Source organism: Anaerolineae bacterium (genome assembly GCA_011176535.1).
In the GTDB taxonomy this organism is placed as follows: domain Bacteria; phylum Chloroflexota; class Anaerolineae; order Anaerolineales; family DRMV01; genus DUEP01.
In genome coordinates this window covers 1-25,261 of record DUEP01000107.1, presented here as the reverse complement: position 1 = coordinate 25,261, position 25,261 = coordinate 1, and the positions used below count along the sequence as shown (strand labels likewise).

Genomic DNA, 25,261 nt, shown 5'->3' with positions numbered 1-25,261 from the left:
TGGGAAAATTGCAACGCTTCTATGCGAACTTCGGCGAATGGTGAGGGGCGATAAACACTATACAAACTCTCGAGGCAAAAGTCAACTCCTTTATGAGGTTCTTATCAAACTCTAATCTTGTCCCGACGGGAGCCCCTGGGCCAAGCGGCAAACAGGAGCCCTTCCTTGCGGAGAAGGTTCACAAACTTCTCATCTCGCTTGACAATATCTTAAGGCTCTTATAAAATCGAGCACATCCTGGTTGTGTCAGGCGTCACAACCGGCATCCTTTTTTGCAGGAGGGACGTAGCGCATGTATGGACTCACCCCCTTCGAACAGGCAGCGGTGTGGAGCGTGTTGGGCGCGGCCATTTTGGGCCTGCTTTACGCGGTCTACCTGCGCCAGGAAATCCTGCGGGAGGACAAAGGTACTCCCAAGATGCAGGAGGTATGGAGCGCCATTCGGGAAGGCGCCGACGCCTACCTCCGTCAACAATTGCGCAGCATTATTCCCTTCATCATCCTTCTGACGGTCGCCCTCTTCCTTTCGGTGTATGTGGTGCCTATCAGCGCGGAAGCCCGCGAGCGGTTCGCCAACCTGAACGACCAGCAAATCCAACTGGTCATGGGGTTGGGACGGGCGCTGGCCTTCTTGTTGGGCGCCGTGTTCTCCACCGCGGTGGGCCAAATCGGCATGCGCATGGCAGTGCAGGCCAATGTGCGCGTGGCGAGTGCGGCCCGCCGTTCGTTTAAGGATGCCTTGCGCATCGGTTACCGTGCGGGCACCATCACCGGCATGCTGACCGACGGCCTGGGCCTGCTGGGCGGCACCATCATCTTCATCATCTTCGGCATCGCCGCGCCCGATGCCCTGCTGGGCTTCGGCTTCGGCGCCACCCTGGTGGCACTGTTCATGCGTGTGGGCGGCGGCATCTACACCAAGGCGGCCGATGTGGGCGCCGACCTGGTAGGCAAGGTCGAGGCCGGAATCCCTGAAGACGACCCACGCAACCCGGCGGTGGTGGCCGACCTGGTGGGCGACAATGTGGGCGACTGCGCCGGCATGGCCGCCGACATCTTCCAGTCCTACGAGGTCACCATCGTCTCGGCGTTGATCATGGGGCTGGCTCTGTGGCACATCACCGGGCACATGGCCTGGATCATCTACCCCCTGATGGTGCGCGGCATCGGCGTGCTCGCCTCCATCGTCGGCACCTACCTGGTGCGCGGCGGTCAGGGCGAGTCCTCCGGCGAGGCGTTGAAGGCCATCTTCCGCGGGTTCCTCTCCTCGGCGGTGATCTCCACCGTGCTCTTCTTCGCCCTGGGCTACATCTATCTGGGCCAGATGCAGAACAACACCCTGCCCGGCGGCTGGTGGCGTGTGCCTCTGGCCGTGACCGTGGGCGTGTTGCTGGCCATCTTCAACGACCGCCTGACGGACTACTTCACCAGCGAGCATTACTCCCCCGTCAAGGAACTGAAGAAGTCCGCCGACACCGGCCCGGCCACCCTCATCCTGCAGGGTATCGCCTTGGGCTATGAATCCTCGGTGTGGGCCGTGGTCACCATCGCGGCCACCCTGGTGGCCTCCATGGTCATCTTCAACACCGTGCCCGGCCTCTCGCCTGTGGAGAAGGTCACCTTCGTGCTCTACGGCGTAGCCATGACCGGCATCGGGATGCTCACCCTCACCGGCAACAATGTGGCCATGGACTCCTTCGGCCCCATCGCCGACAACGCTGGTGGCGTGGGCGAAATGTCCTGGGCCGGGATGGAAGACGACCCCGAAATCGCCAAGGCACAGCAGATCCTGGCCGACCTGGACGCCACGGGCAACACCACCAAGGCCATCACCAAGGGGATCGCCATCGGCTCAGCGGTCATCGCAGCCGTGGCCCTCTTTGGCTCCTACATGGTGGATGTGAGCCGCGCTCAAGCCCTGCTGGGTCTCCCGGTCGAGCAGCAGTTGCAGTCCATCGGCATCCGCGTCAATGTGCCTGGCGTGTTCGTCGGCCTGTTGCTGGGTGCGTCCATCCCCATGCTCTTCTCCTCCTTCGCCATCCAGGCCGTGCGCCGCGCCGCTTCGCTGATCGTCGAAGAGGTGCGCCGCCAGTTCAAACTGGGCGTGCTGGAAGGCAAAATCAAGCCCGACTACCAGCGCCCGGTGGCCATCTCCACCACCGCCGCGCTGAAGGAACTGGTGGCCCTCTCCGTCCTGGGCATCTTCCCGCCCATCCTGGTGGGCCTGTGGCTGCAGGTGGAGGCCCTGGGCGGCTTCCTGGCCGGGGCCATCGTGGCCGGGCAGTTGCTGGCCGTGTTCATGAACAACGCCGGCGGCGCGTGGGACAACGCCAAGAAAGCCATCGAGGACGAGCCCCAAGACCCAGCCCGCAATCTGGGCAAGGGCTCCGAGCGGCACAAGGCTGGCGTGGTAGGCGACACCGTGGGTGACCCCCTGAAGGACACCGCCGGTCCGGCGTTGAACTCCATGCTCAAGGTCATCAACCTGACCTCGGTGATCATCGCCCCCATCGTGGTCAACTTCACCAAACTTACCCTGGGTGCCTGGATCATCGCCCTGGTCTCCCTGGCCATCCTGCTCTGGGGCATCATGCAATCCAAACGCCCCATCCCCGAGGTGGTCAGCACACCCGAAAAGGCCTCCAGCGGCGATTGATGCCTTACGCTGGGCTCTTCCTGCCCGTGGGTGCCTAAACCCACGGGCAGTTTTTTTTCAACAAGCCCTGCGGCTGCCCCGCTCTTTTGCCCCCGCTGGTATAATCTGCACAACATCACCACAAGGAGGACGGGGTCATGCGTCATGCCCAAGGGTCGGTCGAGGTGATCACCGGGCCGATGTTCAGCGGCAAAACCGAAGAGTTCATTCGCCGTCTGCGGCGCGCCGTCATCGCCCGCCAAAAAGTGCAAGTGTTCAAGCCGTCCATTGATGTCCGATACAGCGAAGACAAAGTGACCTCCCACGCCGGGGGCGAATTTCACGCCATCCCCATCACCCGTATTGGCGACCTCTGGCAACACCTGCAAGAGGACACTACCGTGGTGGGGATCGACGAGGCCCAGTTCTTCGATGAAGAAATCCTCACCCTGGTTCAACAACTGGCCGACCGGGGCATCCGGGTCATCGTGGCTGGGCTGGACATGGACTTCCGCGGCGAGCCCTTTGGCCCCATGCCGCAACTCCTGGCCCAGGCCGACCGGGTGGACAAGTTGCAGGCGATCTGCATGGTGTGCGGCCTGCCCGCCACCCGCACCCAACGCCTGGTCAACGGTCAACCGGCCTTCTACGAGGATCCGGTGGTCATCGTGGGCGCCTCCGAAATGTACGAGCCTCGCTGCCGCGAACACCACGAAGTCCCCCACAAAACCACATCGAGGGAATAAGGTGATGGTTCAAGACTACCGCGAGTTTCTGGCCGAAGTGCTTATCAGCGAAGAGACGCTGCAACAACGCATCGCTGAACTGGGTGCAGAAATCAGCCGCGATTATCAGGGCGAAGAACTGCTCCTGATTTGCATTCTGCGCGGCGGCGTGATGTTCCTCACCGACCTGATGCGCCACATCACCGTGCCCCACGCGGTGGATTTCATGGCCATCTCCTCCTACGGCAGCGGCGCACGGGAATCCAGCGGCCAGATCCGTCTGACCATGGACCTGCAGACCAGCATTACCGGTCGCCATGTGCTGCTAGTGGAGGATATCATCGACAGCGGGCGAACCATCGCCGCCGTGCTCGACCTGCTGCGCGTCCGCAAACCCAAATCCTTGCGCGTGTGCACCTTGCTGGACAAAACCAAACGGCGGGAAGTGGAGGTGCCCATCCACTACCGCGGCTTCGTCATCCCCAATAAATTCGTCTTCGGCTACGGCCTGGATATGGACGAATACTACCGCAATCTGCCTTTCATCGGCGTGCCCGACCTGACCCGCTACCGCCCTCCGCACCACTCGGAGGACAAATGACCCTGCCCTACCTGCCCCCCCTGCCCGATTTCGTCCATCGGGTGACCCAACTGGCCCCTCCCGACCAGCCCATCTACCTGGTCGGCGGCGCCGTGCGGGACTGGTTGCGGCACCGACCGGTGCACGATTGGGACTTCGCCATTCCCCAGGGGGCCGTTTCCTTTGCCCGCCGGGTAGCCAGAACCCTGAAGGGTGCCTTTGTCCTGCTGGACGAAAAGCACGGCGTGGCCCGGGTCATTCTTCCCGCCCCATCAGCTCCCGAACATCCCGCGGCCCAGCGCCGGCGCACTGTGCTGGACTTCACCGATTTCCGCGGCCCTACCCTGGAAGACGACCTCCGCCTGCGGGATTTCACCCTGAACGCCATGGCCCTGAACCTGCGCCACCCTCAGCGGCTCCTCGACCCCTTAGGCGGGCTGCAAGACCTGAAGAACGGGCTGTTGCGCGCCTGTCATCCCGACGCCTTCCAGAACGACCCCATTCGCATCTGGCGGGGCGTCCGCCTGGCCGCGGCGTATGGGTGGCGCATTGAACCCTCCACCCGCGAGGCCATGCGCCGCGCCGCCGCCTCCCTGCGGCGCGTGTCGGCCGAGCGCCAGCGCGACGAATTGTTTCGCATCCTCAGCGGCCCCGGTTCGGTCAAGGCCGTCAAAGCCCTGCAGGCTTTGGACGCCCTGGCCCCAGTGCTCCCCGAACTGCCCCCCCTACAAGGCGTGCCCCAATCCCTGCCCCACCGCGAGGATGTGTGGACGCACACCTTGCAGGTCCTCGAGCGCCTCAACCGCCTCCTCGAAGCCCTGGCCCCAACCTACGACGAGGACAAAGCCGCCGACTTCGCCCTGGGTCTGACCGTGCTGCGCATCGGGCGGTACCGCATCCTGCTGGCCGAGCACCTGAACAACGATCCCCATAGCAAGCGCAGCCTGGTGGCCTTGCTCCGTCTGGCGGCCCTCTACCACGACACGGGCAAACCCACCACGGCGCGGCAAAACGGCGACGGCCAGTGGCGGTTCCCCCATCACGCCGAGGTCAGCGCGGCCCTGGCCAGGCAGCGCGGCAAATCCCTGGCGTTGAGCAACGCCGAGGTGCAGCGGCTGGTGCACATCGTGCGGCACCACGGCCTGCCTTACCGTTTCACCCGCGCCGGGGGACCACCGGATCGACGGCAAATCTACCGCTACTTCCGCGCCACCGGACCGGCTGGCGTTGAAGTGGCCCTCCTGTCCCTGGCCGATGTGCAGGCCATGTACGGCCCCTATCTTTCCCACGACCTTTGGGAGCGACACCTGGCCACCATCCGCGCCCTGCTCGAGGCCTGGTGGGAGTATCATCGCGACATCGTGGCCCCCCCTCCCCTGCTCGACGGTCACGCGCTGATGCAGGCCCTCCACCTCCGTCCCAGCCCCCTGGTGGGCGAATTACTGGAACGCCTCCGCGAAGCCCAGGCAGCCGGGGAAATCCGCACCGCCGAAGAAGCCCTGCAGCAAGTGCGGCAGTGGCTCCGTGAAAAACAAAGCCCATCAGCAGGGGCCTGATGGGCTTTGTTTTCTCCCTGGATGAGGCTACGGCTGCCCGAAAAGCGGCTCGTAGAAACACCGGCAACCGTTCTCGTGCGAACAGCCTTCCACAGGGAGCAGCGGCACCTCTTCTTTTGGATAGGTGCCTTGCAGGCTCAAGCAGGCCGGGCAGGCATCCGCCGCCACCACAACGCGAATGTATTTCACCCGGGGGTTCTCACGATACGCCTTCAACGCCACCGCCCGGGTTGAAAACTGACGCAGGTCTGCGCCGCAGGCAACACAATGCGTCGCCTGGTCCGGAGATTGAGCACCACAACGTTCACAAGTCTGCACGGCTGGCCTCCTCACACAAAATCGAAAAACAGCGGTACCATTATACCGTGGAGCTGACGAAATGAGCACGAACGACACGCGTCTCTTCCACTGCCCCAAATGCAACGCTCCCCTGCCCAAAAAGGCGGAGGTATGCCCCTCGTGCGGGGCAGCCGTGGGCTTCGCGGCCGCGGCCGCCGAGGCCAACCTGCTCGACACCCTGCCCGATCTCACCGCTCCCCCACCCTCCACCGAGGCCTTGATTCCACGATTGGGCCAGACCCTGGTCGACCATGGATGGATCACCCAGAACCAGTTGGAGAACGCCCTGGCCTACCAGCAACAGCAACGCCAACAGGGACGCAACCTGCGCTTAGGGCAGGCGCTCATCGAATTGGGTTACCTTACCCCGGAAACCTTAGATCGGGCCATTGCGGAACACCTCTGGCAAATGCAGCAGGCCCTCAAAACGGCCAACACCTCCCTGGAAGTCAAAGTTCACGAGCGCACCCGCCAACTCCGGCAGGCTCTGGAGCGGGTGCAGGAACTGAGTCGCATCAAGGCCGACTTCGTCGCCCGCATCTCGCATGAACTCCGCACACCTCTGACTCACCTCATCGGCTACCTGGATTTGCTGGCTCAGGGGCAGTTAGGCCCGCTGAGCGAAAACCAGCGCCATGCCGTGGAAGCCATGCAGCAGGCCGTCAACCGTTTGCACCAGTTGATCGAAAATCTCATCCGCTTCTCCCTGCTCAGCCGGGGCGAACTGAGCCTCAACATCCAGCCAGTTCCAACGGATTTCCTCTGCAAGGAGGCGTTGGAGCCCATCTGGGCCCAGGCCTACGCAAAAGGGGTCTACATCGAACAACAGTGTCCTGAAAACGGGGTGCTTGTGCGGGCCGATGGCGAAAAAATCATCTGGGCCCTGCACCACTTACTGGACAATGCGGTCAAGTTCACCCCCTCGGGGGGCGTGGTGCGGCTCATCGTCCAGCCCGACCTCCAGGCCCGCCTGGTCACCATCGCCGTCGAAGACACCGGCCCCGGCATTCCGCGCGATAAACTGGACGAGATTTTCGTGCCTTTCCATCAGTTGGAGGAAGTGGCCACACGCCAGCATGGCGGTCTAGGTTTGGGGCTGGCGCTGGTGCGTCAACTTTTGGACGCCCACGGCGTCACCCTCCAGGTGGAGACGGAGGAAGGTCGAGGAACACGTTTCTGGTTCATCCTGCCCATTTTGTAAAAGCCCCGGAGGGCAAAGAGGAGCGCGTATGGAGGAGGCCCACAAGAAGTCGAAATGGCGCGTGTTGGTGGTCGAACCCCATGAAAACACCCGGCACACCTTAGAAGCTGTTTTCCGAAAAGCGGGGTATCAGGTCTTCAGCACCGGTCTGGGGAAGGAGGGATTGATCATTGCCTGGCGCGATCGGCCCCATGCCGTGGTGTTCGAACCCCACCTGCCCGACATCTCCCCCCTCGACTTCGTCAAGCGACTGCGCACCGACCGACGCACCGAACATATCCCCATCCTGGCCTTTGCCGCCCGCCCCCGCGCCGACCTCATGACGGCCTGTCTGGAAAGCGGATGCAATCGCTTTTTGCCCAAGCGTAAGGAAAACCTGAAAGCGCTGCTGAATTTCCTGGCTCAGGAACTGGCCGCCCGCAACCAACAGCGCGATCGCCGGGGAAGGAAAGGGCTGCTGGTGCCCTTCCTCTCGTCCAAGGGCGGTGTAGGCACTTCTTCCCTCTGCCTCCACATCGCCGCCGCGCTAACCTTCAAACGCGCGGAAGTTTCCCTGGCCGTGGTGGACCTGGCCCTGCCCTTAGGCGACCTCCTTCCCATTATCGCGCCCAAACGGGTGCGCCCTTTTACCCTCCTCGAAGCCACCCAAACGCCCCTGCACAAAATGACCCCCTCCTTCTTCAAGGAAAACCTCTCCTTTGCCGACGGCTGGGGCTTTGACCTGCTCCCCGGCCCACGAACCCCGGATGACGCCCAGGAAATCACCCCTCCCGGGGTGAATAACCTCATCCAGGGATTGCGCCAGACTTACGATGTGGTGTTTGTGGATTTGGGCCGTTCACTCTCCCGAATCAGCCTACCTTTGCTCCGGCGGGCGCATCAAATTGTGCTCGTCCTGAGCCCCGATGTGGTCACCGTAGACAAAACCACATTGGTTCTGCAGTATCTGGAAAAACAAGGCATCCAGCGTCACCGCGTGTACACCATCCTCAATCGCCCCAGCGAACTCAAAGGCCTGCCCCGGCCCGAGATCGAGGCCCGCCTGGGGCTCCCGGTCAACAGCGCCCAGGTGTACCTGGGCGAACACCTCAGCCTGGCCCACAACGAGCACCGTCCCCTGGTGTCGAAATACCCGGATGATGCCTCCAGCCTGGGCCTGTACCAGATGGCCAGCGAGATCTATCAGCACGCCCTGGAAACCCAGTCCCTGGGGCTGCAGGCGGCTCAGGCCTGAAAAGCACAGCCATATCTGCTATAATGGAGGCGCCGCCCAGAGGGCCTTACTCCGGGAGGGAAAAATGGACTACGAAAAAGCCCGTTTGTTGCGAGCCAGGCGTTTGGGTGTGCTTCTGCGGGACGCCCGCCTGGCCAAAGGACAGAGCCTGAAAGAATGCGCCGCGGCCCTGGGCATCTCGCCCGCCACCTTGCGGGCCTACGAGCGCGGCGATCAAGCGCCCTCGCTGCCCGAACTGGAAGCCCTGGCGTATCACTTTGGCCTGCCGCTGGAACACTTCTGGGGGCGCGAGATCCTTTCCGACGACCCCTCCCCGCTGGCTTCGCTTCCGTTGAAACAACTCATCGCCCTGCGCCAGCGCATCATCGGCGCCAAACTGCGCCAGATTCGTGAACAGCGCGGGCTATCGCTAAAAGCCCTGGCCGCGGAGGCGCAGCTTCCCGTGGGGCGGCTGCGCAGTTACGAATACGGCCAAAAACCCATCCCCCTCCCCGAACTGGAAACCTTAGCCGCCATCCTCCAGGTTTCCCTGGACGCGTTTCTGGACGCAGACGGCCCCTTAGGCGCCTGGCGCAAACAGCAAAAGGAAATCGCGGGCTTTCTGGAACTCCCCGAGCCGTTACGCGAGTTCGTCAGCCAACCCATCAACCGCCCCTACCTGGAACTGGCGCAGCGGCTGAGCGAAATGAGCGTGGACAAACTGCGTGCCGTGGCCGAGGGGCTACTGGAAATCACTTTGTAGGAGCGCCCAGAGTGAGCGAAGAGACCTTGTCCCCGCAGGAACTGGCCCGGGAAGGCGAAGCTGCCTTCCGTGAGGGCGACTATCCGACGGCCAGCGAACGCTTTGCCGCCGCCGAGCGAGCCTACCGCGCCCAGGGCGACGACCTGATGGCCGCGGAAATGGCCAACAACCGCAGCGTGGCCCTCCTACAGGCCGGCGACGCGCAGGGGGCCTATGACGCCGTGCGCGACACCGTTGACCTGTTCGCCCGCCACGACGACCGTCGGCGCGAGGCCCTGGCCCTGGGCAACCGGGCGGCGGCCCTGGCCGCCCTGGGGGAACTGCAGGCCGCCGAAAAGGATTACCAGGCTTCCGAAGCCCTCCTCAACCAACTCGACGAGCCCGAACTGCTGGCTGCTGTACGCCAACAACTGGCCCAACTGCACCTGCGCATGGGACGGCCTGCCGACGCCATCATCGACACCAGCATCGCCCTGGAAAACCGTCCCCTCACCTTTCGCGAAAAGGTGCTCCGCTGGCTTTTGAAAGTGGTCTATCGCCTGCTGGGGAGGCCCTTATGAACGCCGCGCCCGTAACCCAAACCGGCCTGTGGATACGCCACGGCACCTCGGCCGATGGAAACCGTATCCTGCCGTTGATCTACTTTGAACCTTATGTGCACCAACAACCGGGATGGCGTCCCGTTCTGGACTACATCACCTCCCCCTCGGTGTTCCTCCTGCTCCAAAAGGACGACCTGCCCCAGGCCGTATGGCTGGCTTCCATTGAAGAAGACGCTGTGAGTTGGCTACGGCTTTTCGCCGTAACCTATACTTTGTCCCCCCAGGAAGCCTGGACGCAACTGTGGAGCCAGGCCCTGCCGGTCCTACAGCAGGCGGGGGTAGAGCGGCTCTACGCCCTGGGCACCAAAGGCTGGCTGCGCTCCCTGCTGGAAGGTGCCGGCTTCCGGCAGGGCACCACGGTGCGCAACCTCGCCTGGCGACGGCAACCCCTGCCGCCGCGGCGCCCGCTGCCCGCGGAAATCACCCTGCGCCCCATGGAGCTCTCGGATTTGGAAGCCGCCCTGGCCCTGGACCGCCTGGCCTTCCCGAACCCCTGGAAAATGACCCGTCCGGACATCGAGCGGGTGTTCCATGAAGCCACTGCGAGCACAGTAGCCGTCTCGCCCCGGGGGATCGTGGGCTACCACATCAGCACTTCGGGCGTGCGCGGCGGGCACCTGGCCCGCCTGGCCGTCCATCCCCAGGCCCAACGTCGGGGCATCGGCTACGCCCTGGTCTACGACGCCCTGACCCACTTCGCTCAGGAAGGCGCCGAATGGGTCACGGTGAACACCTGGAGCGACAACCTGGCCGCCATTCAACTGTATCACCGCTTCGGCTTCCACTTCCTACCCGAAGAACATCCGCTCTATTGCCTGGACCTGGCCCCTGAAGGAGCCTGACCATGGCCGAAACCCTGATTTTGCAAGAGAAGCCCCTGCGTGTGGTTGCCCATTCCTGGCCTGTCACCTCCCCTCGGGGAGGTGTTGTGCTCATTCACGGTCTGGGCGAGCATAGCGGGCGCTATGCCCATGTGGCCCAGGCCCTCAACGAGATCGGTTTGAGCGTGCTTGCGCCAGACCTGCCCGGCCACGGTCGCTCCGGGGGGCGACGCGGCCACTTCCCTTCTTACGAGCAGGTGCTGGACCTCATCGGCCTAGTCTTGGATCGCCTGGGCGAAGCCGTAGGCGGGCGGCCCCTCTTGCTTTATGGGCACAGCCTGGGCGGCAATCTGGTCATCAATTACACCCTGCGGCGTCCCCAGGGTTTGCGCGGCGCCGTGGCCAGCGGCCCCTGGCTGCGCCTCGCCATCCAACCCCCTCGCTGGCGGGTGGCCCTGGCCCGCACCGTAGGCCGCCTGTTGCCTGCCGTCACCCAGCCCAACGGCCTCGACCCCCACGACCTCTCCCACGACCCCCAGGTCGTGCAGGCTTACATCGGGGACCCTCTGGTCCACGATCGCATCAGCGCGGGGCTGTTCCTCTCGGCCTATCAGGCCGGGCTTTGGGCGCTGGAAAACGCCACGTGGTTGCAGGTGCCTTTGTTACTCATGCATGGCACCGCGGACCGGCTGACCTCCCCCGAGGCCAGCGCCGCGTTCTGCGCCCGCGCCGGTTCGCTGTGCACCCTGCGCCTTTGGGAGGGGCTTTGCCACGAGGTGCACAACGAACCCCAAAAGGCCGAGGTGCTGACCGCCTTGCGCGAATGGCTGGAAAGTATCCTCGCCTCCCCCGCTGCGGCATAAGGCCATCTGCCAGGCCCTCGCTCGTTTTCCCGGCGGGGGCCTGGTTCATCCTTATCCTGTCGTCATGGAGGCCATCCTATGCAGGAACCGAACCTGATGTTGCTTAGCGGCAACGAAGCCGTCGCCCGCGGCGCCTGGGAAGCCGGCGTGGAAGTGGCCGCCGCTTATCCCGGCACGCCCAGCACCGAAATCCTCCAAACGCTGGCCCTGTACCCCGAGGTGTATGCCGAATGGTCGGCCAACGAGAAAGTGGCCGCCGATGTGGCCGTCGGCGCGGCCTACGCCGGCAAGCGGGCGCTGGCCGCCATGAAACATGTGGGCCTCAATGTGGCCTCGGAGACGCTGTTCTACGCTTCCTACACCGGCGTCAACGGCGGTCTGGTGTTCATCACCGCCGACGACCCCGGAATGCACTCCTCCCAGAACGAGCAGGACAACCGGCACTACGCCCGCTTTGCCAAGGTGCCCATGCTGGAGCCCAGCGACGCCCAGGAAGCGCTGGACTTCACCAAACTAGCCTTTGAGTTGAGCGAGACCTACGACACGCCGGTGCTGGTGCGCATGACCACCCGCACCGCCCACGCCAAAAGCCCGGTACGGGTGGGCGAGCGCGTGGTCCCCGAACCCAGGCCCTACCACAAAGACCCGCTGAAAAGGGTGATGATCCCCGGGCATGCGCGTCAGCGGCATCCCGTGGTGGAAGAAAGGCTGCAACGCCTGCGGGCCTGGGCCGAGGAGGCCGCCATCAACCGCATCGAGTGGGGCGACCGCGCTCTGGGCATCATCGCCGCCGGGGTGGCCTACACCTACGCCCGCGAGGTCTTTCCCGAAGCCTCCTTCCTCAAACTGGGCATGGTGTGGCCTTTGCCGGTGGACCTCATTCGCCGGTTTGCTGCGGGCGGGGAGCAACTCATCGTGGTGGAGGAACTCGACCCCTTTATCGAGGAATGGGTGCGCCTGTTGGGCCTGCCCGTCCGGGGGAAGGACATCTTCCCCCTGGTGGGCGAACTGAGCCCCGAAGGGGTGCGGGCCGCCGCCCTGGAGGCCGGACTGATCTCCGAGAACGGGCACTCCCCCCTGGGGTCCGGCGGAGAGCCCATTCCCGGTCGGCCGCCGGTGATGTGCGCCGGGTGCGGGCACCGCGATGTCTTCTGGGTGCTGCATCGTCTCAAGGTGACGGTCAACTCCGATATCGGCTGCTACTCCTTAGGCGTCCAGCCGCCGCTCAGTGCCACCGACACCATCGGCGCCATGGGGGCCAGCATCGGCGTGGCCCAGGGGATGCTGCGCGCCGGCCTCAAAGGGCGTAATGTGGCCGTCATCGGCGACAGCACCTTCTTCCACACGGGTTTGCCAGCCCTGGCCTCGGCCGTGTACAACCAGACACCGGTCAAAGTCATCGTGCTGGACAACCGCACCACGGGGATGACCGGCCACCAGGGCAACCCTTCGTCTGGCAAAACCCTGCAAGGCCGACCGGGCAGGCACATTGACATCGCCGCCGTGGCCCGCGCCATGGGCGTTGAATTTGTGGCCACCGTGCCCGCCACCGAGTTGAAGCGGCTGGAAAAGACCATCAAAGAGGCCCTGGCTTATCAAGAGGGCCCGGCCGTGGTGGTGGTGGATTCGCCCTGCGTGTTCGAACGCACCTACAACCGCGAACCTTACAAAGTGATCGAGGAGGCCTGCAACGGCTGCACCATGTGCTTCCGCATCGGTTGCCCGGCCATTTACAAGAGCGAAAAACGGGACCCCAAGTATCAGCGGCCCCTGGCCGAAATCGACCCCGCCCTGTGTGTGGGCTGCGGTCTGTGCTACGATGTCTGCCCGCGGCAAGCCATCGAACCCGGCCCGCTGAAGCAGGTGGAACTCAGCCTCAGTTAACCCCAACGCCGAACAGCGGAGAGATGCGATGAACACCCCCGAAAAAGTGAACTTCCTCATCGCCGGTGTGGGCGGGCAAGGCACCCTGCTCGCCAGCGACATCATCGCCCTGGTGGGCCTTCATCTGGGTCTGGAGGCGAAAAAGTCCGAAGTACACGGCATGGCGCAGCGCGGCGGAGCCGTGGTCAGTCATGTTCGCTGGGGCCAACGGGTGTACTCACCATTATGCGAGAAGGGAACGGTGGATTACTTCGTGGCCCAGGAGATGCTCGAATCCCTGCGCTGGCGCGATTATCTGCGCCCCGGAGGGACGGTGGTGCTCAATCTGGAGAAAATCCCGCCCCTGGGCACAGTGATGGGCAACGAAGTGTACCCCGAAGAGGCGCGCATCCGCAACGCCCTGACCGAGCGAGCCGGGCGGGTGTTCGCCGTGGACGCGGCCGGCGAAGCCGAGCGCCTGGGCAACCTGCGAGTGGCCAACATCATCCTCCTGGGGGCGCTGGCCCAGGCGATGGCGATGGACGCCGCCCCCTGGCTGGCCGTGGTCGAGGCCCGTGTGCCCGCCAAGTACCGCGACCTGAATCGCCGGGCGTTCCTGTTGGGCTACCAGGGGCAGTGGGAAGTGCTCACAGCGAAGTGAGCCTGTGCGCTGCAACCTAGAAGCGCCCCGCGTGGATCGGGGCGCTTCTAGGTTTTGCCGGCGCTCAGACGGCTTTGGGCGGCACCTCTTTGCCCGAAGGGGGCACCAGAGGCCGCCGGTCCAGCCGCCGGATGACCATCACCACCTTGCCTTTAATCTCCACCTGAGCGGGGTCGTCGATGACGATGGGTTCCATGTGAGGATGCGCCGGGCGCAGCCGAATGGCCTGCAGATGGCCCTGCGCATCGAACACCGGGTCGTAGTATTTCAGCGTGGTCTCCTCCCGGTCGCGCAACCAAACGGCCACCATCTCGTTGCGATGGGCTTCGGTGGCCGGGCGCAGGATCACGATGTCCCCATCGTTGACCATGGCGTCGATCATGGAATCCCCACGCACCTGGAGGGCAAACAAATCGTCATAGGCACGGGGCAAGAAATCCACAGGCACGGGGATTTCTTCCAGGGGCACGCTGCCATCGGGCCGGGGGATGGGCAAACCGGCGGCGATGGGGCCGTAGAGAGGCACCATCCTCATCCCCCTGGGGGTCAGGGTGGGCTCCAGGGAGCAGGAGGGCAGCGGGCGGTAGTTGCGCGCCATGCGGCTGGGCCCTTTCTCCGGTGGCGGGAGATATTCGATGCACCCGTGCTCGGCCAGGCGCTCCAGGCGGGCCTTGACCACCGAGGTGGAAGAAAGCCCCACCTCATCCTGAATCTGCCGTACCGAAGGGACGATGCCGTTTTCCTGATAGTAACGTACGATATATGCCCACACCCGGCGATCTTTGTCGTCGGGAAAGCGGCGTTTCGGTCGGGCCATCATCATGGGTGGCCTCCTTTCATGGGGGAAAAGCGACCTTATGTTCTGCGAAACAAATCATAACGCGAACTCCTGTTCTTGTCAAGCGGAGGAAGGCCAAAAGTTTGACAAGGCCGCCAAAACTTTGTATAATTGCCTTGCGTTCGCGGACCATTCAGCCGAGGATAGCGGAGGTGAGACCTTGAGGGTACACCGAAGGAAGTCTACCGGGTCTAGGTAGCATGCTCGGCGGCGTCCGTGGACGAGCCGAGTTTTTGTTTCGGCCGGCGGTGAACGCCACCATCCTCAAACAGAAGGGAGGTGGGACCCTTGCCAACGACCGTGGTGTTGCGGCCAGGCGAGTCGCAGGAGCAATTGCTCAAGCGCTTCCGCAAGCAGGTGGCCAAAAGCGGCATTCTGAGCGCGGTGCGCCGCAAGCGCTGGTATGTCTCCAAGAGCGAGTTGCGCCGCATTCAGAAGAAGAAGGCCATCCGTCGGTTGCGCCGGCGCCTGCGCAAGATGCGCAGAAACGATTAATCGCCCCATTGGCAAGTGCCGGAGGGATTATGGCGAAGAGCCAGGATAAAATCGAAGTCGAAGGTACCGTCATTGAAGCGCTGCCCGATACCCAGTTCAAAGTGCGCCTGGACAACGGCCATGAAATTTTGGCCTATCTTTCCGGCAAGATGCGCAAGTACTACATCCGCATCTTGTTGGGAGACCGGGTGCGGGTCGAAATGTCCCCTTATGACCTCACCCGGGGGCGCATCGTCTATCGCTACAAGAAAGGGCAACGCAGCGCCCCCCCTTCCGAGGCTTAGGCCTCCTCCGGCTTCCGGTTCTGCCACAGCACGAGGCCCACACCCTTCCCGGCTCAGGGACAAGCGTGGGCCTTTCTTTGTTTCCCTTACCTACCTCATCCTCACGCATCCCTGCAAGGAGGGTTTCAGCGGCATGTTCTCCAAATGGAAATCCGGACTGGAGCGCACCCGCAAGAGCGCCTTTGGCCGCCTGGCGCAACTTCTGGGCGCTTCGGAGATCACCGAGGAGACCTGGGACAACCTCGAAGCCCTGCTCATTCAGGCAGACCTGGGCGTCCAGACCACGCTGGACATCCTGGACGCCCTGCGCGAGCAGGTCCAACAGGAAGGGATCACCCGGGGCGAGGATCTGCGCCGCGCCCTCAAAGCCCAGTTGCTCCAACGCCTGCAGCCCCCTCTCCCGCTGCAGTTTGCCGAAAAGCCCACCGTGATTATGATCGTGGGAGTGAACGGCTCCGGCAAGACCACCACCATTGCCAAACTGGCCCATCGCTACCAGGCCCAGGGGCTGAAGGTCATCCTGGGCGCAGCGGACACCTTCCGCGCGGCCGCCATCGATCAACTGAAGGTCTGGGGCGAACGCCTGGGGGTGCCGGTCATCGCCGGACAACCCGGAGGCGACCCCGGTGCCGTGGCTTATGACACCGTCCAGGCCGCCGTGGCGCGGGGGATGGACCTGGCCTTCATCGACACGGCCGGCCGTTTGCACACCCGCTACAACCTGATGGAAGAGTTGAAAAAGGTGCGCCGGGCGGCCGCCAAGGCCCTTTTCGGCGCCCCTCATCGCGTTTGGCTGGTTATGGACGCCACCACCGGCCAGAACGCCCTCCAGCAGGCTAAAGCCTTCCAGCAGGCGGTCAGCGTCAACGGCATCATCCTGGCTAAACTGGATTCCTCGGCCAAGGGAGGTATGGCCTTTGCCATTCAGAAAGAGCTGGGGCTCCCCATCCTCTTTGCCGGGCTGGGTGAACGCCCCGAAGACCTAGAACCTTTCAACCCCGAAGCCTTCGTCCAAGGGATTCTGACCCCATAGGAGGTTCTCGTATGCCTCTCCTCGCAGACCACCTCCCCCCCACCGTGCGCGCCTTTTGGGAGCAGCGGGTGCGCCCTCTCTGGGAACACCTCGTGGCGCCCCATCCCGACCTGAAGGACTTCGGCGATCAACTCCGCGCCCGCGTGCTGGCCGTGCTGAGCCTGACCCTGCTGGGCCTGTACTTCTTTCCCGAGGCGCTGCGCCTGCTCACCACGCCCATCGCCAAGTTGTCCCAGTTCTACATCCTGCTGACCAGCGTCAGCGTGCTGACCGCCTACGCCCTTAGCCGCACCCGCCGTCCCCTATTGGGCGCCTGGGTGTTGCTGCTCGCCCTGATGGCCGGGCCGTCGGTGGGCCTGCTCGCCACGCCCGAAGTCACCGTCTCCGTCCTCTACCACAACATCAGTTGGGGCATCCTGGCGCTGATCATCAGCGCCCTGCTCTTGCCCATCGGCCAGTTCGTCCTCCTCACCGTGCTGGGGATGGCGGGCATCATGATCACGGCCCATCTTCACGGCGTCCCCGATGACTGGCTCATCCATCCCCTCATCACCTTCGGCATAGTGGCCCTCATCTTGCTCAGTCTGCTGGGCACCCGCCAACGCTTCGTGACGCGCATCGCCGAGAGCGAGCAGCGCTTCCGCGACCTGTTCAACAGCACCTTAGAAGCCCTGGTCATCCACGACGGCCAGCGCATCCTGGCCGTCAACCCGGCCTTCGAAGAGATGTTCCATTGCCAGGCCGAGGAAGCGATAGGCCAAGCGCCCCTGGCTTTCGTCGCCCCTGAGGAGCGGGAGAAAGCTAACCATGCGTTCCAGGCCCCGCAAGACACACCCCGCGAACCCCGCACCCTCATCCGCGCTACCGCCCTACGCCCCGACGGCTCCACCTTCATCGCCGAGGCCATCAGCGCCCGGGTGACCCACAAAGGCCGCCCAGTCTTCGCCTTGAGCATCCGCGATGTGACCGAACAAGTGCGGACCGCGGAAGCGCTGCAGCGGGAGCGCAACTTCCTCCAACACATCCTGGAAAGCATCCACGACCCCTTCTATGTCATTGACGTGCAGACCTTCCAGATTCTGGTAGCCAACAGCGCCGCGCGGGAGAAAGGCAATCCATCTGCCACTACCTGCTACGCCTTCTCCCACCGCCGGGATACCCCTTGCAGCGGCCTGGAGCATCCCTGCCCTCTCCAACAGGTAGTACAAACCGGCGAACCTTTCACCGTGGAACACATCCACTACCGAGACGACGGCACGCCGCACTTCATGGAGGTGCACGGCTACCCTATCCGCGACGAACAGGGCCGCGTGGTGCAGATGGTGGAGTACGCGGTGGACATCACGGCCCGCAAACAGGCCGAGGCCGAGATCCACAAACTGCAGCAGGCCATCGAGCAAAGCGCCAACGCCATCCTCATCACCGACCGCGAAGGGCACATCGAATACATCAACCCGGCCTTCACTCGCATGACCGGCTACACCCCCGAAGAGATCCTCGGCGAAAACCCCCGCATCCTCAAATCCGGCTACCATTCCGCCGAGTTCTACGCCCGCATGTGGGACACGCTGCTGCGCGGCGAAACCTGGCGCGGCGAAATCCTCAACAAACGCAAGGACGGCAGCCTGTACTGGGAGCGGGAAACCATCACCCCGGTGCGGGACGACCAAGGCCGCATCATCCACTTCATCGCCATCAAAGAAGACATCACCGCCCAAAAGGCGGCCGAGGAGCAAATTCGCAAATTGCAACAGGCCGTAGAGCAAAGCGCCAACGCCATCATGATCACCAACAGACAGGGCATCATCGAATATGTCAACCCGGCCTTCACCCGCCTGACAGGCTACGCTCCGGAGGAGGTAATTGGCCACAACCCGCGCCTGCTCAAGTCCGGCAAACAACCCCCGAGTTTCTACGAACAACTCTGGCACACCATCCTGCGCGGCAAAACTTGGCGCGGCGAAATCCTCAACAAACGCAAGGACGGCAGCCTGTACTGGGAGCACATGACCATCACCCCAGTGCTGGACGCCAAAGGCGAAATCACCCACTTTGTGGCCATCAAGGAAGACATCACCCAGCGCAAGGAGATGGAGGAGGCCCTGCGCCAGGCCCGCGACCAGGCCCTGGAGGCCAACCGCCTGAAGACCAGCCTGCTGGCCAATGTGAGCCACGACATGCGCACGCCCCTGGGCGGCATTCTGGGCTTCGCGGAGATGCTGCAAAGCGAGGCCCTGGGGCCGCTCAACGACGACCAGCGGCGGGCCCTGCAGCACATCCTGAGCAGCACCCAAACTCTGATGGATTTCACCAACGACCTGCTCGACCAGGCCGAACTGGAAAGCGGCCGCCTGCGCCTCAACATCCAGCCCTTCGCCCCGCAGGACCTGCTCAAAGTGCTGCCCTCCTATGTGGGGCTGGCCCAGGCCAAAGGGGTAAGCCTGCACACCGAGGTGGACCCCGCCATTCCCTCCCCCATCTACGGCGACCTGTACTGGATTCGCCGCATCCTGGCCAACCTGCTGAGCAACGCGGTCAAGTTCACCAAAGAAGGCCACATCTGGATCCGCCTGTTCGCCCAGGAAGGCGACCGCTGGGCCATCCAAGTGGAGGATAGCGGGCCGGGCATCCCGCCTGAAAAGCAAAAACTCATCTTTGAGCCCTTCCGTCAGGGAGAGGAAGGGCCCACACGGCGGCACAAAGGCTCCGGACTGGGCTTGTCCATCGTCAAACAACTGGTAGAATTGATGCACGGCGAAATCCATCTGGAAAGCACCCCTGGGAAAGGGAGCACCTTCACCGTCATCCTGCCCTGCCAGGCCCATGCCCCTCAGGAGGAACGCCCATGAGTCGCCCAGAAGCCCTCGTGATCGAAGACGACCCCGTCCAGGCCCAGATTTTCACCCAGGCCCTGGAAGAAGCCGGCTACGCCACCACCCACATCGCCGACGGCGACGGGGCCCTGGCTTACCTGCAACAGCACACACCCCACCTGGTGGTGCTGGATTTGCACCTCCCCGGCACGGCAGGCGACGCCATCCTGCACGCCATCCGGCAGGAACCGCGCCTGGCGGCCACCCGCGTCATGCTGGCCACCGCCGACCCGCGCATGGCCGAGACACTGCAGGCCGAGAGCGATCTGGTGCTCCTCAAGCCGGTGAGTTATCACCAGTTGCGCGACCTGGCCCTTCGGATGCTCCCCGAGGGGTAGTCCCGCCACCGGGTGGCGCCCTTCCCCATGGCCCGGGGTCGGCCCCCAGGGAAGGCCCCTCCCCCGGCCGAGAGCATCCCCCCTGGTCTGGTTTTCATCCCCCATCACGGAGGTTCCCCATGCAAGAACTCATCCAGCGGTTGCGCGCCCTGCACGAGCAAATCCTTGACCTCGGGAGGCGTCTTTGACTTGGCCACGAAGAAGGCCGAGTTGGCACGTCTGGAACACGAAGCCGAAGACCCTGATTTGTGGAACACCCCCCAACGGGCGCAAGGGGTGATGAAGCGCCTCAACCAACTGAAAGAGGAAATCGAGGGTTGGGAAGCCCTGCTCCAGCGAGCCCAAGAGGCGCTGGAACTGGCCGAACTGGAAGACGAGAGTCTGGCGGAGGACCTGAAAGCTGAAGCCGAGGCCATCGCCCAGGAAGTGGAGCGCCGTGAGTTGGCGGCCATGCTCAGCGGCCCCTACGACAACCACAACGCCCTGCTGGCCATCCACGCCGGGGCCGGGGGCACCGACGCCCACGACTGGGCCGAGATGCTGCAGCGCATGTACCTGCGCTGGGCCGAAAAGCACGGGTATCAGACGGAAATCCTGGACTTCACCCCAGGCGAAGAGGCCGGCATCAAGAGCGTGACCATTGCGGTCAACGGCCCCCAGGCCTACGGCTACCTCAAGTCCGAGAAGGGCGTCCATCGTCTGGTGCGCCTTTCGCCCTTCGATGCGGCCCACCGGCGACACACCTCCTTTGCGCTGGTGGAGGTGCTTCCCCAGGTGGAAGGCGACCTGGAAGTGGAGATCAACCCCAAAGACCTGCGCATCGACACCTTCCGCGCTTCCAGCGCCGGTGGCCAGAATGTGCAAAAGAACGCCACGGCCGTGCGCGTCACCCACCTGCCTACCGGGCTGGTGGTGCAGTGCCAAAACGAACGCTCGTTGACTCAGAACAAAGAGAACGCCCTCAAAGTGCTCAAGGCCCGCTTGCTGGAACTCAAGCAGCGCGAGCAGGCCGAGAAAATCGCCGAACTGCGCGGCGAGTATCAGAAGGCCGAGTGGGGTAGCCAGATTCGCTCCTATGTGCTCCACCCCTACCAGATGGTGAAGGACCACCGCACCGGCCACGAGGTGGGCAACGCGCAGGCCGTGCTGGACGGCGATCTGGACGGGTTCATCGAGGCCTACCTGCGCCAACAAATCGGCCAAGAGGCCACGACCAAGGGGTAATCCATGGACGCGAGGCGCGATCGGCTCACCCCTTGGTGGCTTCCGCTGGCTCTGTCTGGGGTGCTGGCGGCCCTGTTCTTAGGCTGGACCTACCGCCTTTACGGCGGGCAGCCGGAGGCCATCTTCCACGTGGGCAACCCGCAGCAGGCCACAGGGTACGATGGGCAATTCGTGTATTTCATGGCCCGCGACCTGAACCTCCAGCGGGTGATGCCTCACCTGGATGTGCCAGCCTACCGCTACCAGCGCATCTTGCTGCCCCTGCTGGCCCACTTGCTCGGCGGGCGTACCCCGCAGGGCGCGCTTTGGGCCGTGTGGGGGCTCAACTTTGGGGCTTATATGCTGGGGCTGGGCTTCTGGCTCCTCTGGCTACGCGAATGGTCCGTCAGCCCCTGGTGGGGCCTGCTCTACGGCCTCTGGCCCGGCCTGCTACTCCCTCTCCGGCTGGGAATGCCCGAACCCCTGGCCTACGGGCTGGCCCTGGCCGGGCTGTGGGCCTTCCACAGCCGCCGGTGGCGCTGGGCGGCCCTGGCCTTTATCGCCGCCCTGTTCGCCAAGAAAATCACCCTGCCCTTTGACCTAGCCGCCGCGCTTTCCCTGGGCCTTGCCGGGCAACCCCGGCGCGCCGCCGGCTGGCTGATGGGCGTTCTGGCCCCCTGGCTGCTCTGGCAGGGCTGGCTTTGGGTCGTCTTTGGCCGCCCCGGCGTGGGCCTGGGAGGCGCGCTGGCTCAACCCCCTCCGCCTGTGCCCTTCAGCGGCCTGGCGCAGGCCCTCCTGGCCCTCCCCACGCTTTGGCGGGCCGCTTACCTGCTGGTGTTCGGCCCGGCCCTTCTGCTCCCCCTGGGGATGGCCGTCCGCCTGGCAGGCCAACGGCTGCGCGAAACGCCCACCGAGGTGTGGGCTTGGCTGGCCATGGGGCACATCCTCCTGGCCGCCGCCCTCCCCATGATGAGTTGGGATCCCTTCGCCGTCATCCGCGTGCTGACTGGGCTGCTGCTGGCCTTCTGGGCCCTGGCCTTACAAGAAAAACGGTGGCGCTGGCTCTCCCGCCTGCTCCCTTTTTGGGGTGCTTTGCTGGCCTTCGCGGTCGCGCGGTGAAGCGATGGTCAATGGGCGATTTACGATTGGCGAATGGCGAATTACGATTTGCGGTTAGCGCTACCTGACACCTAGACACCTCCCCCCTGAACACCTGAGCCCCACCCACCGGAACACACCACTCCATGGCAAAAAAAGAAACCGTCACCCCCGTCCGTCGTCAATATCTCGAACTCAAGCGTCGGTACCCCAACGCCATCCTCTTCTTCCGGCTGGGGGATTTCTACGAGACCTTCGACGAGGACGCCGAAATCGTCAGCCGCGAACTGGACATCGTGCTCACCTCGCGCAATGTCGCCAAGGGCGTCCGGGTGCCCATGGCGGGCATTCCTTACCATGCGGTGGAAGGCTACTTGGCCAAACTCATCGCCAAGGGGTATCATGTGGCCATCGCCGAGCAAATCGGCGAGCCCGGCAAAGGCCTGATGCGCCGCGAAGTAGTGCGCGTGGTCACCCCCGGCACGGTGGTGGAGCCCAACCTGGTCCCCGCCGAGAGCAACAACTACCTGCTGGCCATGGTGGGCGACGACCGCCGTTTGGGGATCGCTTACGCCGACATCACCACCGGGGAATTTGCCACCACCGAAATCGCCACACCGGACCCCCAGGCTGTGCTCCGCGCCGAACTGCTGCGCCTCCGTCCCGCGGAAATTCTACACCCCGAAGACTGGCCTCCTCCCCCCGACGCCCCCGGACACACCACGGCCTGGCCCACCTGGCGCTTCGAGGCCGCCCGCTGCGAAGAGACCCTGCGCGCCCATTTTGAAGTGAGCACCCTGGACGGCTTTGGCCTGCGCGGCAAACCTTTCGCCGTGCGCGCCGCCGGGGCCATCCTCCAATACCTGCAAGAAACCCAGCCCGCCGCCCTCCCCCTCCTGACCAGATTGAGCACCTACAGCCTGCAGGAATTCATGGTGCTCGACGCGGCCACTCGCCGCAACCTGGAACTCACCGAAACCCTGCGCGAAGGCAGCGTCCAGGGCTCCCTGTTGGGCGTGCTGGACCGCACGGTGACGCCCATGGGCAAACGCCTGATGCGCCAGTGGGTCAGCAAACCCCTGCTCGATGTGGCGCGCATCCGGCGCCGCCAGGAAGGCGTGGCCCACTTTTTCACCGCGAGCCTGGTGCGGGCCGAGGTGCGCCAGGCCCTCCGCCGCATCGGCGACCTGGAACGCCTGACCAATCGCATCCTTTCGGGGACGGCGCAACCACGGGACCTGGTAGCCCTGCGGGAGACCTTGCGCCACCTGCCCGCGCTGCGCCAGGCGCTGCCCCCTGAAGCCGAAGCCCCCCTGGGCGAAGTCCTCCAAGCCTTAGCCCCTTGCCACGAGGTACTCTCCCTGCTGGAACGGGCCATCGCCGAGGATCCGCCAGCCACCCTGCAAAACACCGGCGTCATCCGCCCCGGCTTCTCCACCGAACTGGACCGCATCATCCGTGATTCCCAACACGCCCGGGATTACATCGCCAACTTAGAGCAGGTCGAGCGCCAACGCACCGGCATCAAGAACCTCAAGGTGGGCTACAACAAAGTGTTTGGCTACTACATCGAAGTCACCAAGGCCAACGCCCACCTGGTACCCTCCCATTACATTCGCAAACAGACCCTGGTCAACGCCGAGCGCTACATCACGCCGGAGATGAAAGAATACGAGGCGTTGGTGCTCAACGCCGAAGAACGCATCCGGGAAATCGAGGGGCGGCTTTTCAAACGGGTGTGCGACGAGGTGGGGCAACACGCATCGCGACTGCTGCGTACCGCCCGCGCGGTGGCGCGCCTGGATGTACTGGCGGCGCTGGCCGAAGCGGCGGTGGAAGGCGACTACACCCGCCCCGAAGTGGTCGAAGAGGATGTGCTGGAAATCTACGATGGCCGGCACCCCGTGGTCGAGCGCACCCTAGAAGGGGAACGTTTTGTACCCAACGACACCGTGTTCGAAGAAGGCGAGCGTATCCGCATCCTCACCGGGCCCAACATGGCCGGCAAATCCACTTATCTCCGTCAGGTGGCCCTCATCGTGCTTATGGCGCAAATGGGCAGTTTCGTCCCGGCCCGCAAGGCCCGCATCGGTGTGGTGGACCGCATCTTCACCCGCATCGGGGCCCAGGACGAAATCCACGCCGGGCAATCCACCTTCATGGTGGAGATGATCGAAACGGCCAACATCCTGCACCACGCCACCCCTCGCAGCCTGCTCATTCTGGATGAAATCGGCCGCGGCACCAGCACCTACGACGGTCTGGCCATCGCCTGGGCCGTGGTGGAATACATCCACAACCACCCCCGTCTGCGCGCCAAGACGCTCTTCGCTACCCATTACCACGAATTGACGCAACTGGCCGACTTGCTTCCCGGGGTGCGCAACTACAATGTGGCTGTAAGCGAATCCGAAGGGCAGGTGGTCTTCTTGCACAAAATCGTGCCCGGCGGGGCAGATCGCTCCTATGGCGTACATGTGGCTCAACTGGCTGGGCTGCCCAAACCGGTCATCCAGCGGGCCCAGGAATTGCTGGAGCAATTCGAGCGCCAGGGCGGTCGCGCCGTGCGCCCGACCCCGGCCTCACCCCAGCAACTGGCCCTCTTCCCCGAAACCAACCCCCTGCTGGACGAACTGCGCCAACTGGACATCAACAACCTGACCCCCATTGAGGCGCTGAACCGTTTATACGAGTGGAAAAGGCGCTTTCTGGACGAAAAGGGACACCTCTGACCCCGAGCTACCGCGCGGCTTCTGAACGCAAAACAGCCGCGCTTTTCCTTGACAAGCCAGGGGCACACGGCTATAATCGTTACCGCTCAAGCGGGCGTCGCCAAGTGGTAAGGCAGTAGCTTCCCAAGCTACCATTCGCGGGTTCGAATCCCGTCGCCCGCTCCAGCCAACGAAAAAGCCCCCGAACGAGGGGGCTTTTCATGTACCAACCGAGGTAAGCCGCTTCACGAGCGACGGGCCACATGGGGTTCGAAAAACTGCCCCAACTCCAGATGATACTGCTCGCGCAGGGTTTCCTCATCCAGCCCCTGTTGCTGCAACCAGCGCCTAAGCGCCTCCAGTTTGGCCTCATAAGTAAGCGCTTTCCCCGGCGTAAAGCCCGAGTCGTCCTGCCGCAACCCGCAGATCGGGCAGTACAACACGGGCAATGGAAAAGTTTTTCGTGTAGGGGGCAACACATGCATCAGTCGAAAACCGCAATGGGCGCATACTTGATAATCTAACTCCACGGTCTCGGCCAATGGGCCATCCAATCGAAAGATACC

At 63.8% G+C, this 25,261-nt stretch carries 22 protein-coding genes and 1 tRNA gene; 21 read left to right on the top strand and 2 right to left on the bottom strand.

Annotation, left to right across the window (positions count from 1 at the left end):
- Positions 1-292 precede the first annotated feature (292 nt).
- The 12 genes from G4O04_09520 (at position 293) to G4O04_09465 (ending at position 13,822) form a co-directional block, all read left to right on the top strand.
- Entirely contained in the window at positions 293-2,656 is a 2,364-nt protein-coding gene (locus tag G4O04_09520; GenBank protein HEY58753.1) for a sodium-translocating pyrophosphatase, read from the top strand.
- A gap of 137 nt (positions 2,657-2,793) precedes the next feature.
- On the top strand, positions 2,794-3,381 hold the full coding sequence (locus G4O04_09515; protein HEY58752.1) for a thymidine kinase: 588 nt from the start codon (positions 2,794-2,796) through the stop codon (positions 3,379-3,381).
- 4 nt (positions 3,382-3,385) lie between these two features.
- Positions 3,386-3,961, top strand: coding sequence for a hypoxanthine phosphoribosyltransferase (gene hpt, locus G4O04_09510; protein ID HEY58751.1), 576 nt, complete (start codon positions 3,386-3,388; stop codon positions 3,959-3,961).
- On the top strand, positions 3,958-5,496 hold the full coding sequence (locus G4O04_09505; protein HEY58750.1) for a CCA tRNA nucleotidyltransferase: 1,539 nt from the start codon (positions 3,958-3,960) through the stop codon (positions 5,494-5,496). The genes hpt and G4O04_09505 overlap by 4 nt, the downstream gene beginning before the upstream one ends.
- A gap of 379 nt (positions 5,497-5,875) precedes the next feature.
- Positions 5,876-7,036, top strand: coding sequence for a hypothetical protein (locus tag G4O04_09500; protein ID HEY58749.1), 1,161 nt, complete (start codon positions 5,876-5,878; stop codon positions 7,034-7,036).
- A 28-nt stretch (positions 7,037-7,064) separates the two neighbouring features.
- Positions 7,065-8,270, top strand: a complete 1,206-nt coding sequence (locus tag G4O04_09495; GenBank protein ID HEY58748.1) for a response regulator/pilus assembly protein — start codon at positions 7,065-7,067, stop codon at positions 8,268-8,270.
- Between the two features lie 64 nt (positions 8,271-8,334).
- Positions 8,335-9,012 (top strand): transcriptional regulator, encoded by a 678-nt coding sequence (locus G4O04_09490; protein ID HEY58747.1) that lies wholly within the window; start codon positions 8,335-8,337, stop codon positions 9,010-9,012.
- A gap of 11 nt (positions 9,013-9,023) precedes the next feature.
- On the top strand, positions 9,024-9,572 hold the full coding sequence (locus G4O04_09485) for a hypothetical protein (GenBank protein ID HEY58746.1): 549 nt from the start codon (positions 9,024-9,026) through the stop codon (positions 9,570-9,572).
- Complete coding sequence (locus G4O04_09480; GenBank protein ID HEY58745.1) at positions 9,569-10,456, top strand: GNAT family N-acetyltransferase; 888 nt, start codon at positions 9,569-9,571, stop codon at positions 10,454-10,456. Before G4O04_09485 ends, G4O04_09480 begins: the two co-directional genes overlap by 4 nt.
- Before the next feature lie 2 nt (positions 10,457-10,458).
- Positions 10,459-11,298, top strand: coding sequence for an alpha/beta hydrolase (locus tag G4O04_09475; protein HEY58744.1), 840 nt, complete (start codon positions 10,459-10,461; stop codon positions 11,296-11,298).
- A gap of 78 nt (positions 11,299-11,376) precedes the next feature.
- A complete protein-coding gene (iorA, locus tag G4O04_09470; GenBank protein HEY58743.1) occupies positions 11,377-13,182 on the top strand; it encodes an indolepyruvate ferredoxin oxidoreductase subunit alpha in 1,806 nt (601 codons plus the stop codon).
- A 28-nt stretch (positions 13,183-13,210) separates the two neighbouring features.
- Positions 13,211-13,822, top strand: coding sequence for an indolepyruvate oxidoreductase subunit beta (locus G4O04_09465; protein ID HEY58742.1), 612 nt, complete (start codon positions 13,211-13,213; stop codon positions 13,820-13,822).
- A 64-nt stretch (positions 13,823-13,886) separates the two neighbouring features.
- Here the strand turns inward: G4O04_09465 and G4O04_09460 are convergent, their stop codons facing one another.
- Complete coding sequence (locus G4O04_09460; GenBank protein HEY58741.1) at positions 13,887-14,645, bottom strand: repressor LexA; 759 nt, start codon at positions 14,643-14,645, stop codon at positions 13,887-13,889.
- Between the two features lie 303 nt (positions 14,646-14,948).
- On the opposite strand from G4O04_09460, the gene rpsU reads away from it, so the two are divergent.
- The 9 genes from rpsU (at position 14,949) to G4O04_09415 (ending at position 24,881) form a co-directional block, all read left to right on the top strand.
- The gene (gene rpsU, locus G4O04_09455; protein HEY58740.1) at positions 14,949-15,155 is read left to right on the top strand and encodes a 30S ribosomal protein S21; all 207 of its coding nucleotides are present in this window, start codon (positions 14,949-14,951) and stop codon (positions 15,153-15,155) included.
- A gap of 29 nt (positions 15,156-15,184) precedes the next feature.
- Positions 15,185-15,439, top strand: a complete 255-nt coding sequence (infA, locus tag G4O04_09450) for a translation initiation factor IF-1 (GenBank protein HEY58739.1) — start codon at positions 15,185-15,187, stop codon at positions 15,437-15,439.
- Between the two features lie 133 nt (positions 15,440-15,572).
- The gene (gene ftsY / locus G4O04_09445) at positions 15,573-16,472 is read left to right on the top strand and encodes a signal recognition particle-docking protein FtsY (protein HEY58738.1); all 900 of its coding nucleotides are present in this window, start codon (positions 15,573-15,575) and stop codon (positions 16,470-16,472) included.
- 11 nt (positions 16,473-16,483) lie between these two features.
- Complete coding sequence (locus G4O04_09440) at positions 16,484-19,321, top strand: PAS domain S-box protein (GenBank protein HEY58737.1); 2,838 nt, start codon at positions 16,484-16,486, stop codon at positions 19,319-19,321.
- Entirely contained in the window at positions 19,318-19,683 is a 366-nt protein-coding gene (locus tag G4O04_09435; GenBank protein HEY58736.1) for a response regulator, read from the top strand. Before G4O04_09440 ends, G4O04_09435 begins: the two co-directional genes overlap by 4 nt.
- A gap of 27 nt (positions 19,684-19,710) precedes the next feature.
- Positions 19,711-20,907 carry a peptide chain release factor 2 gene (locus G4O04_09430; GenBank protein HEY58735.1) on the top strand — a complete coding sequence of 399 codons (1,197 nt, stop codon included), beginning with the start codon at positions 19,711-19,713 and terminating at the stop codon, positions 20,905-20,907.
- A gap of 3 nt (positions 20,908-20,910) precedes the next feature.
- On the top strand, positions 20,911-22,005 hold the full coding sequence (locus G4O04_09425) for a hypothetical protein (protein ID HEY58734.1): 1,095 nt from the start codon (positions 20,911-20,913) through the stop codon (positions 22,003-22,005).
- A gap of 125 nt (positions 22,006-22,130) precedes the next feature.
- Positions 22,131-24,716, top strand: a complete 2,586-nt coding sequence (gene mutS / locus G4O04_09420; protein HEY58733.1) for a DNA mismatch repair protein MutS — start codon at positions 22,131-22,133, stop codon at positions 24,714-24,716.
- Between the two features lie 90 nt (positions 24,717-24,806).
- Positions 24,807-24,881 (top strand) — tRNA-Gly (locus G4O04_09415).
- 59 nt (positions 24,882-24,940) lie between these two features.
- Here G4O04_09415 and G4O04_09410 read toward each other — a convergent pair.
- Positions 24,941-25,237 carry a hypothetical protein gene (locus G4O04_09410; protein HEY58732.1) on the bottom strand — a complete coding sequence of 99 codons (297 nt, stop codon included), beginning with the start codon at positions 25,235-25,237 and terminating at the stop codon, positions 24,941-24,943.
- Between the last annotated feature and the right edge of the window lie 24 nt (positions 25,238-25,261).

Bases quoted from the DNA above. Each gene is read 5' to 3' on its own strand.
- G4O04_09520 (HEY58753.1), top strand. From the start codon at position 293: ATGTATGGACTCACCCCCTTCGAACAGGCAGCGGTGTGGAGCGTGTTG.
- G4O04_09515 (HEY58752.1), top strand. From the start codon at position 2,794: ATGCGTCATGCCCAAGGGTCGGTCGAGGTGATCACCGGGCCGATGTTC.
- hpt (HEY58751.1), top strand. From the start codon at position 3,386: ATGGTTCAAGACTACCGCGAGTTTCTGGCCGAAGTGCTTATCAGCGAA.
- G4O04_09505 (HEY58750.1), top strand. From the start codon at position 3,958: ATGACCCTGCCCTACCTGCCCCCCCTGCCCGATTTCGTCCATCGGGTG.
- G4O04_09500 (HEY58749.1), top strand. From the start codon at position 5,876: ATGAGCACGAACGACACGCGTCTCTTCCACTGCCCCAAATGCAACGCT.
- G4O04_09495 (HEY58748.1), top strand. From the start codon at position 7,065: ATGGAGGAGGCCCACAAGAAGTCGAAATGGCGCGTGTTGGTGGTCGAA.
- G4O04_09490 (HEY58747.1), top strand. From the start codon at position 8,335: ATGGACTACGAAAAAGCCCGTTTGTTGCGAGCCAGGCGTTTGGGTGTG.
- G4O04_09480 (HEY58745.1), top strand. From the start codon at position 9,569: ATGAACGCCGCGCCCGTAACCCAAACCGGCCTGTGGATACGCCACGGC.
- G4O04_09475 (HEY58744.1), top strand. From the start codon at position 10,459: ATGGCCGAAACCCTGATTTTGCAAGAGAAGCCCCTGCGTGTGGTTGCC.
- iorA (HEY58743.1), top strand. From the start codon at position 11,377: ATGCAGGAACCGAACCTGATGTTGCTTAGCGGCAACGAAGCCGTCGCC.
- G4O04_09465 (HEY58742.1), top strand. From the start codon at position 13,211: ATGAACACCCCCGAAAAAGTGAACTTCCTCATCGCCGGTGTGGGCGGG.
- G4O04_09460 (HEY58741.1), bottom strand. From the start codon at position 14,645: ATGATGATGGCCCGACCGAAACGCCGCTTTCCCGACGACAAAGATCGC.
- infA (HEY58739.1), top strand. From the start codon at position 15,185: ATGGCGAAGAGCCAGGATAAAATCGAAGTCGAAGGTACCGTCATTGAA.
- ftsY (HEY58738.1), top strand. From the start codon at position 15,573: ATGTTCTCCAAATGGAAATCCGGACTGGAGCGCACCCGCAAGAGCGCC.
- G4O04_09440 (HEY58737.1), top strand. From the start codon at position 16,484: ATGCCTCTCCTCGCAGACCACCTCCCCCCCACCGTGCGCGCCTTTTGG.
- G4O04_09435 (HEY58736.1), top strand. From the start codon at position 19,318: ATGAGTCGCCCAGAAGCCCTCGTGATCGAAGACGACCCCGTCCAGGCC.
- G4O04_09430 (HEY58735.1), top strand. From the start codon at position 19,711: ATGGCCCGGGGTCGGCCCCCAGGGAAGGCCCCTCCCCCGGCCGAGAGC.
- G4O04_09425 (HEY58734.1), top strand. From the start codon at position 20,911: ATGGACGCGAGGCGCGATCGGCTCACCCCTTGGTGGCTTCCGCTGGCT.
- mutS (HEY58733.1), top strand. From the start codon at position 22,131: ATGGCAAAAAAAGAAACCGTCACCCCCGTCCGTCGTCAATATCTCGAA.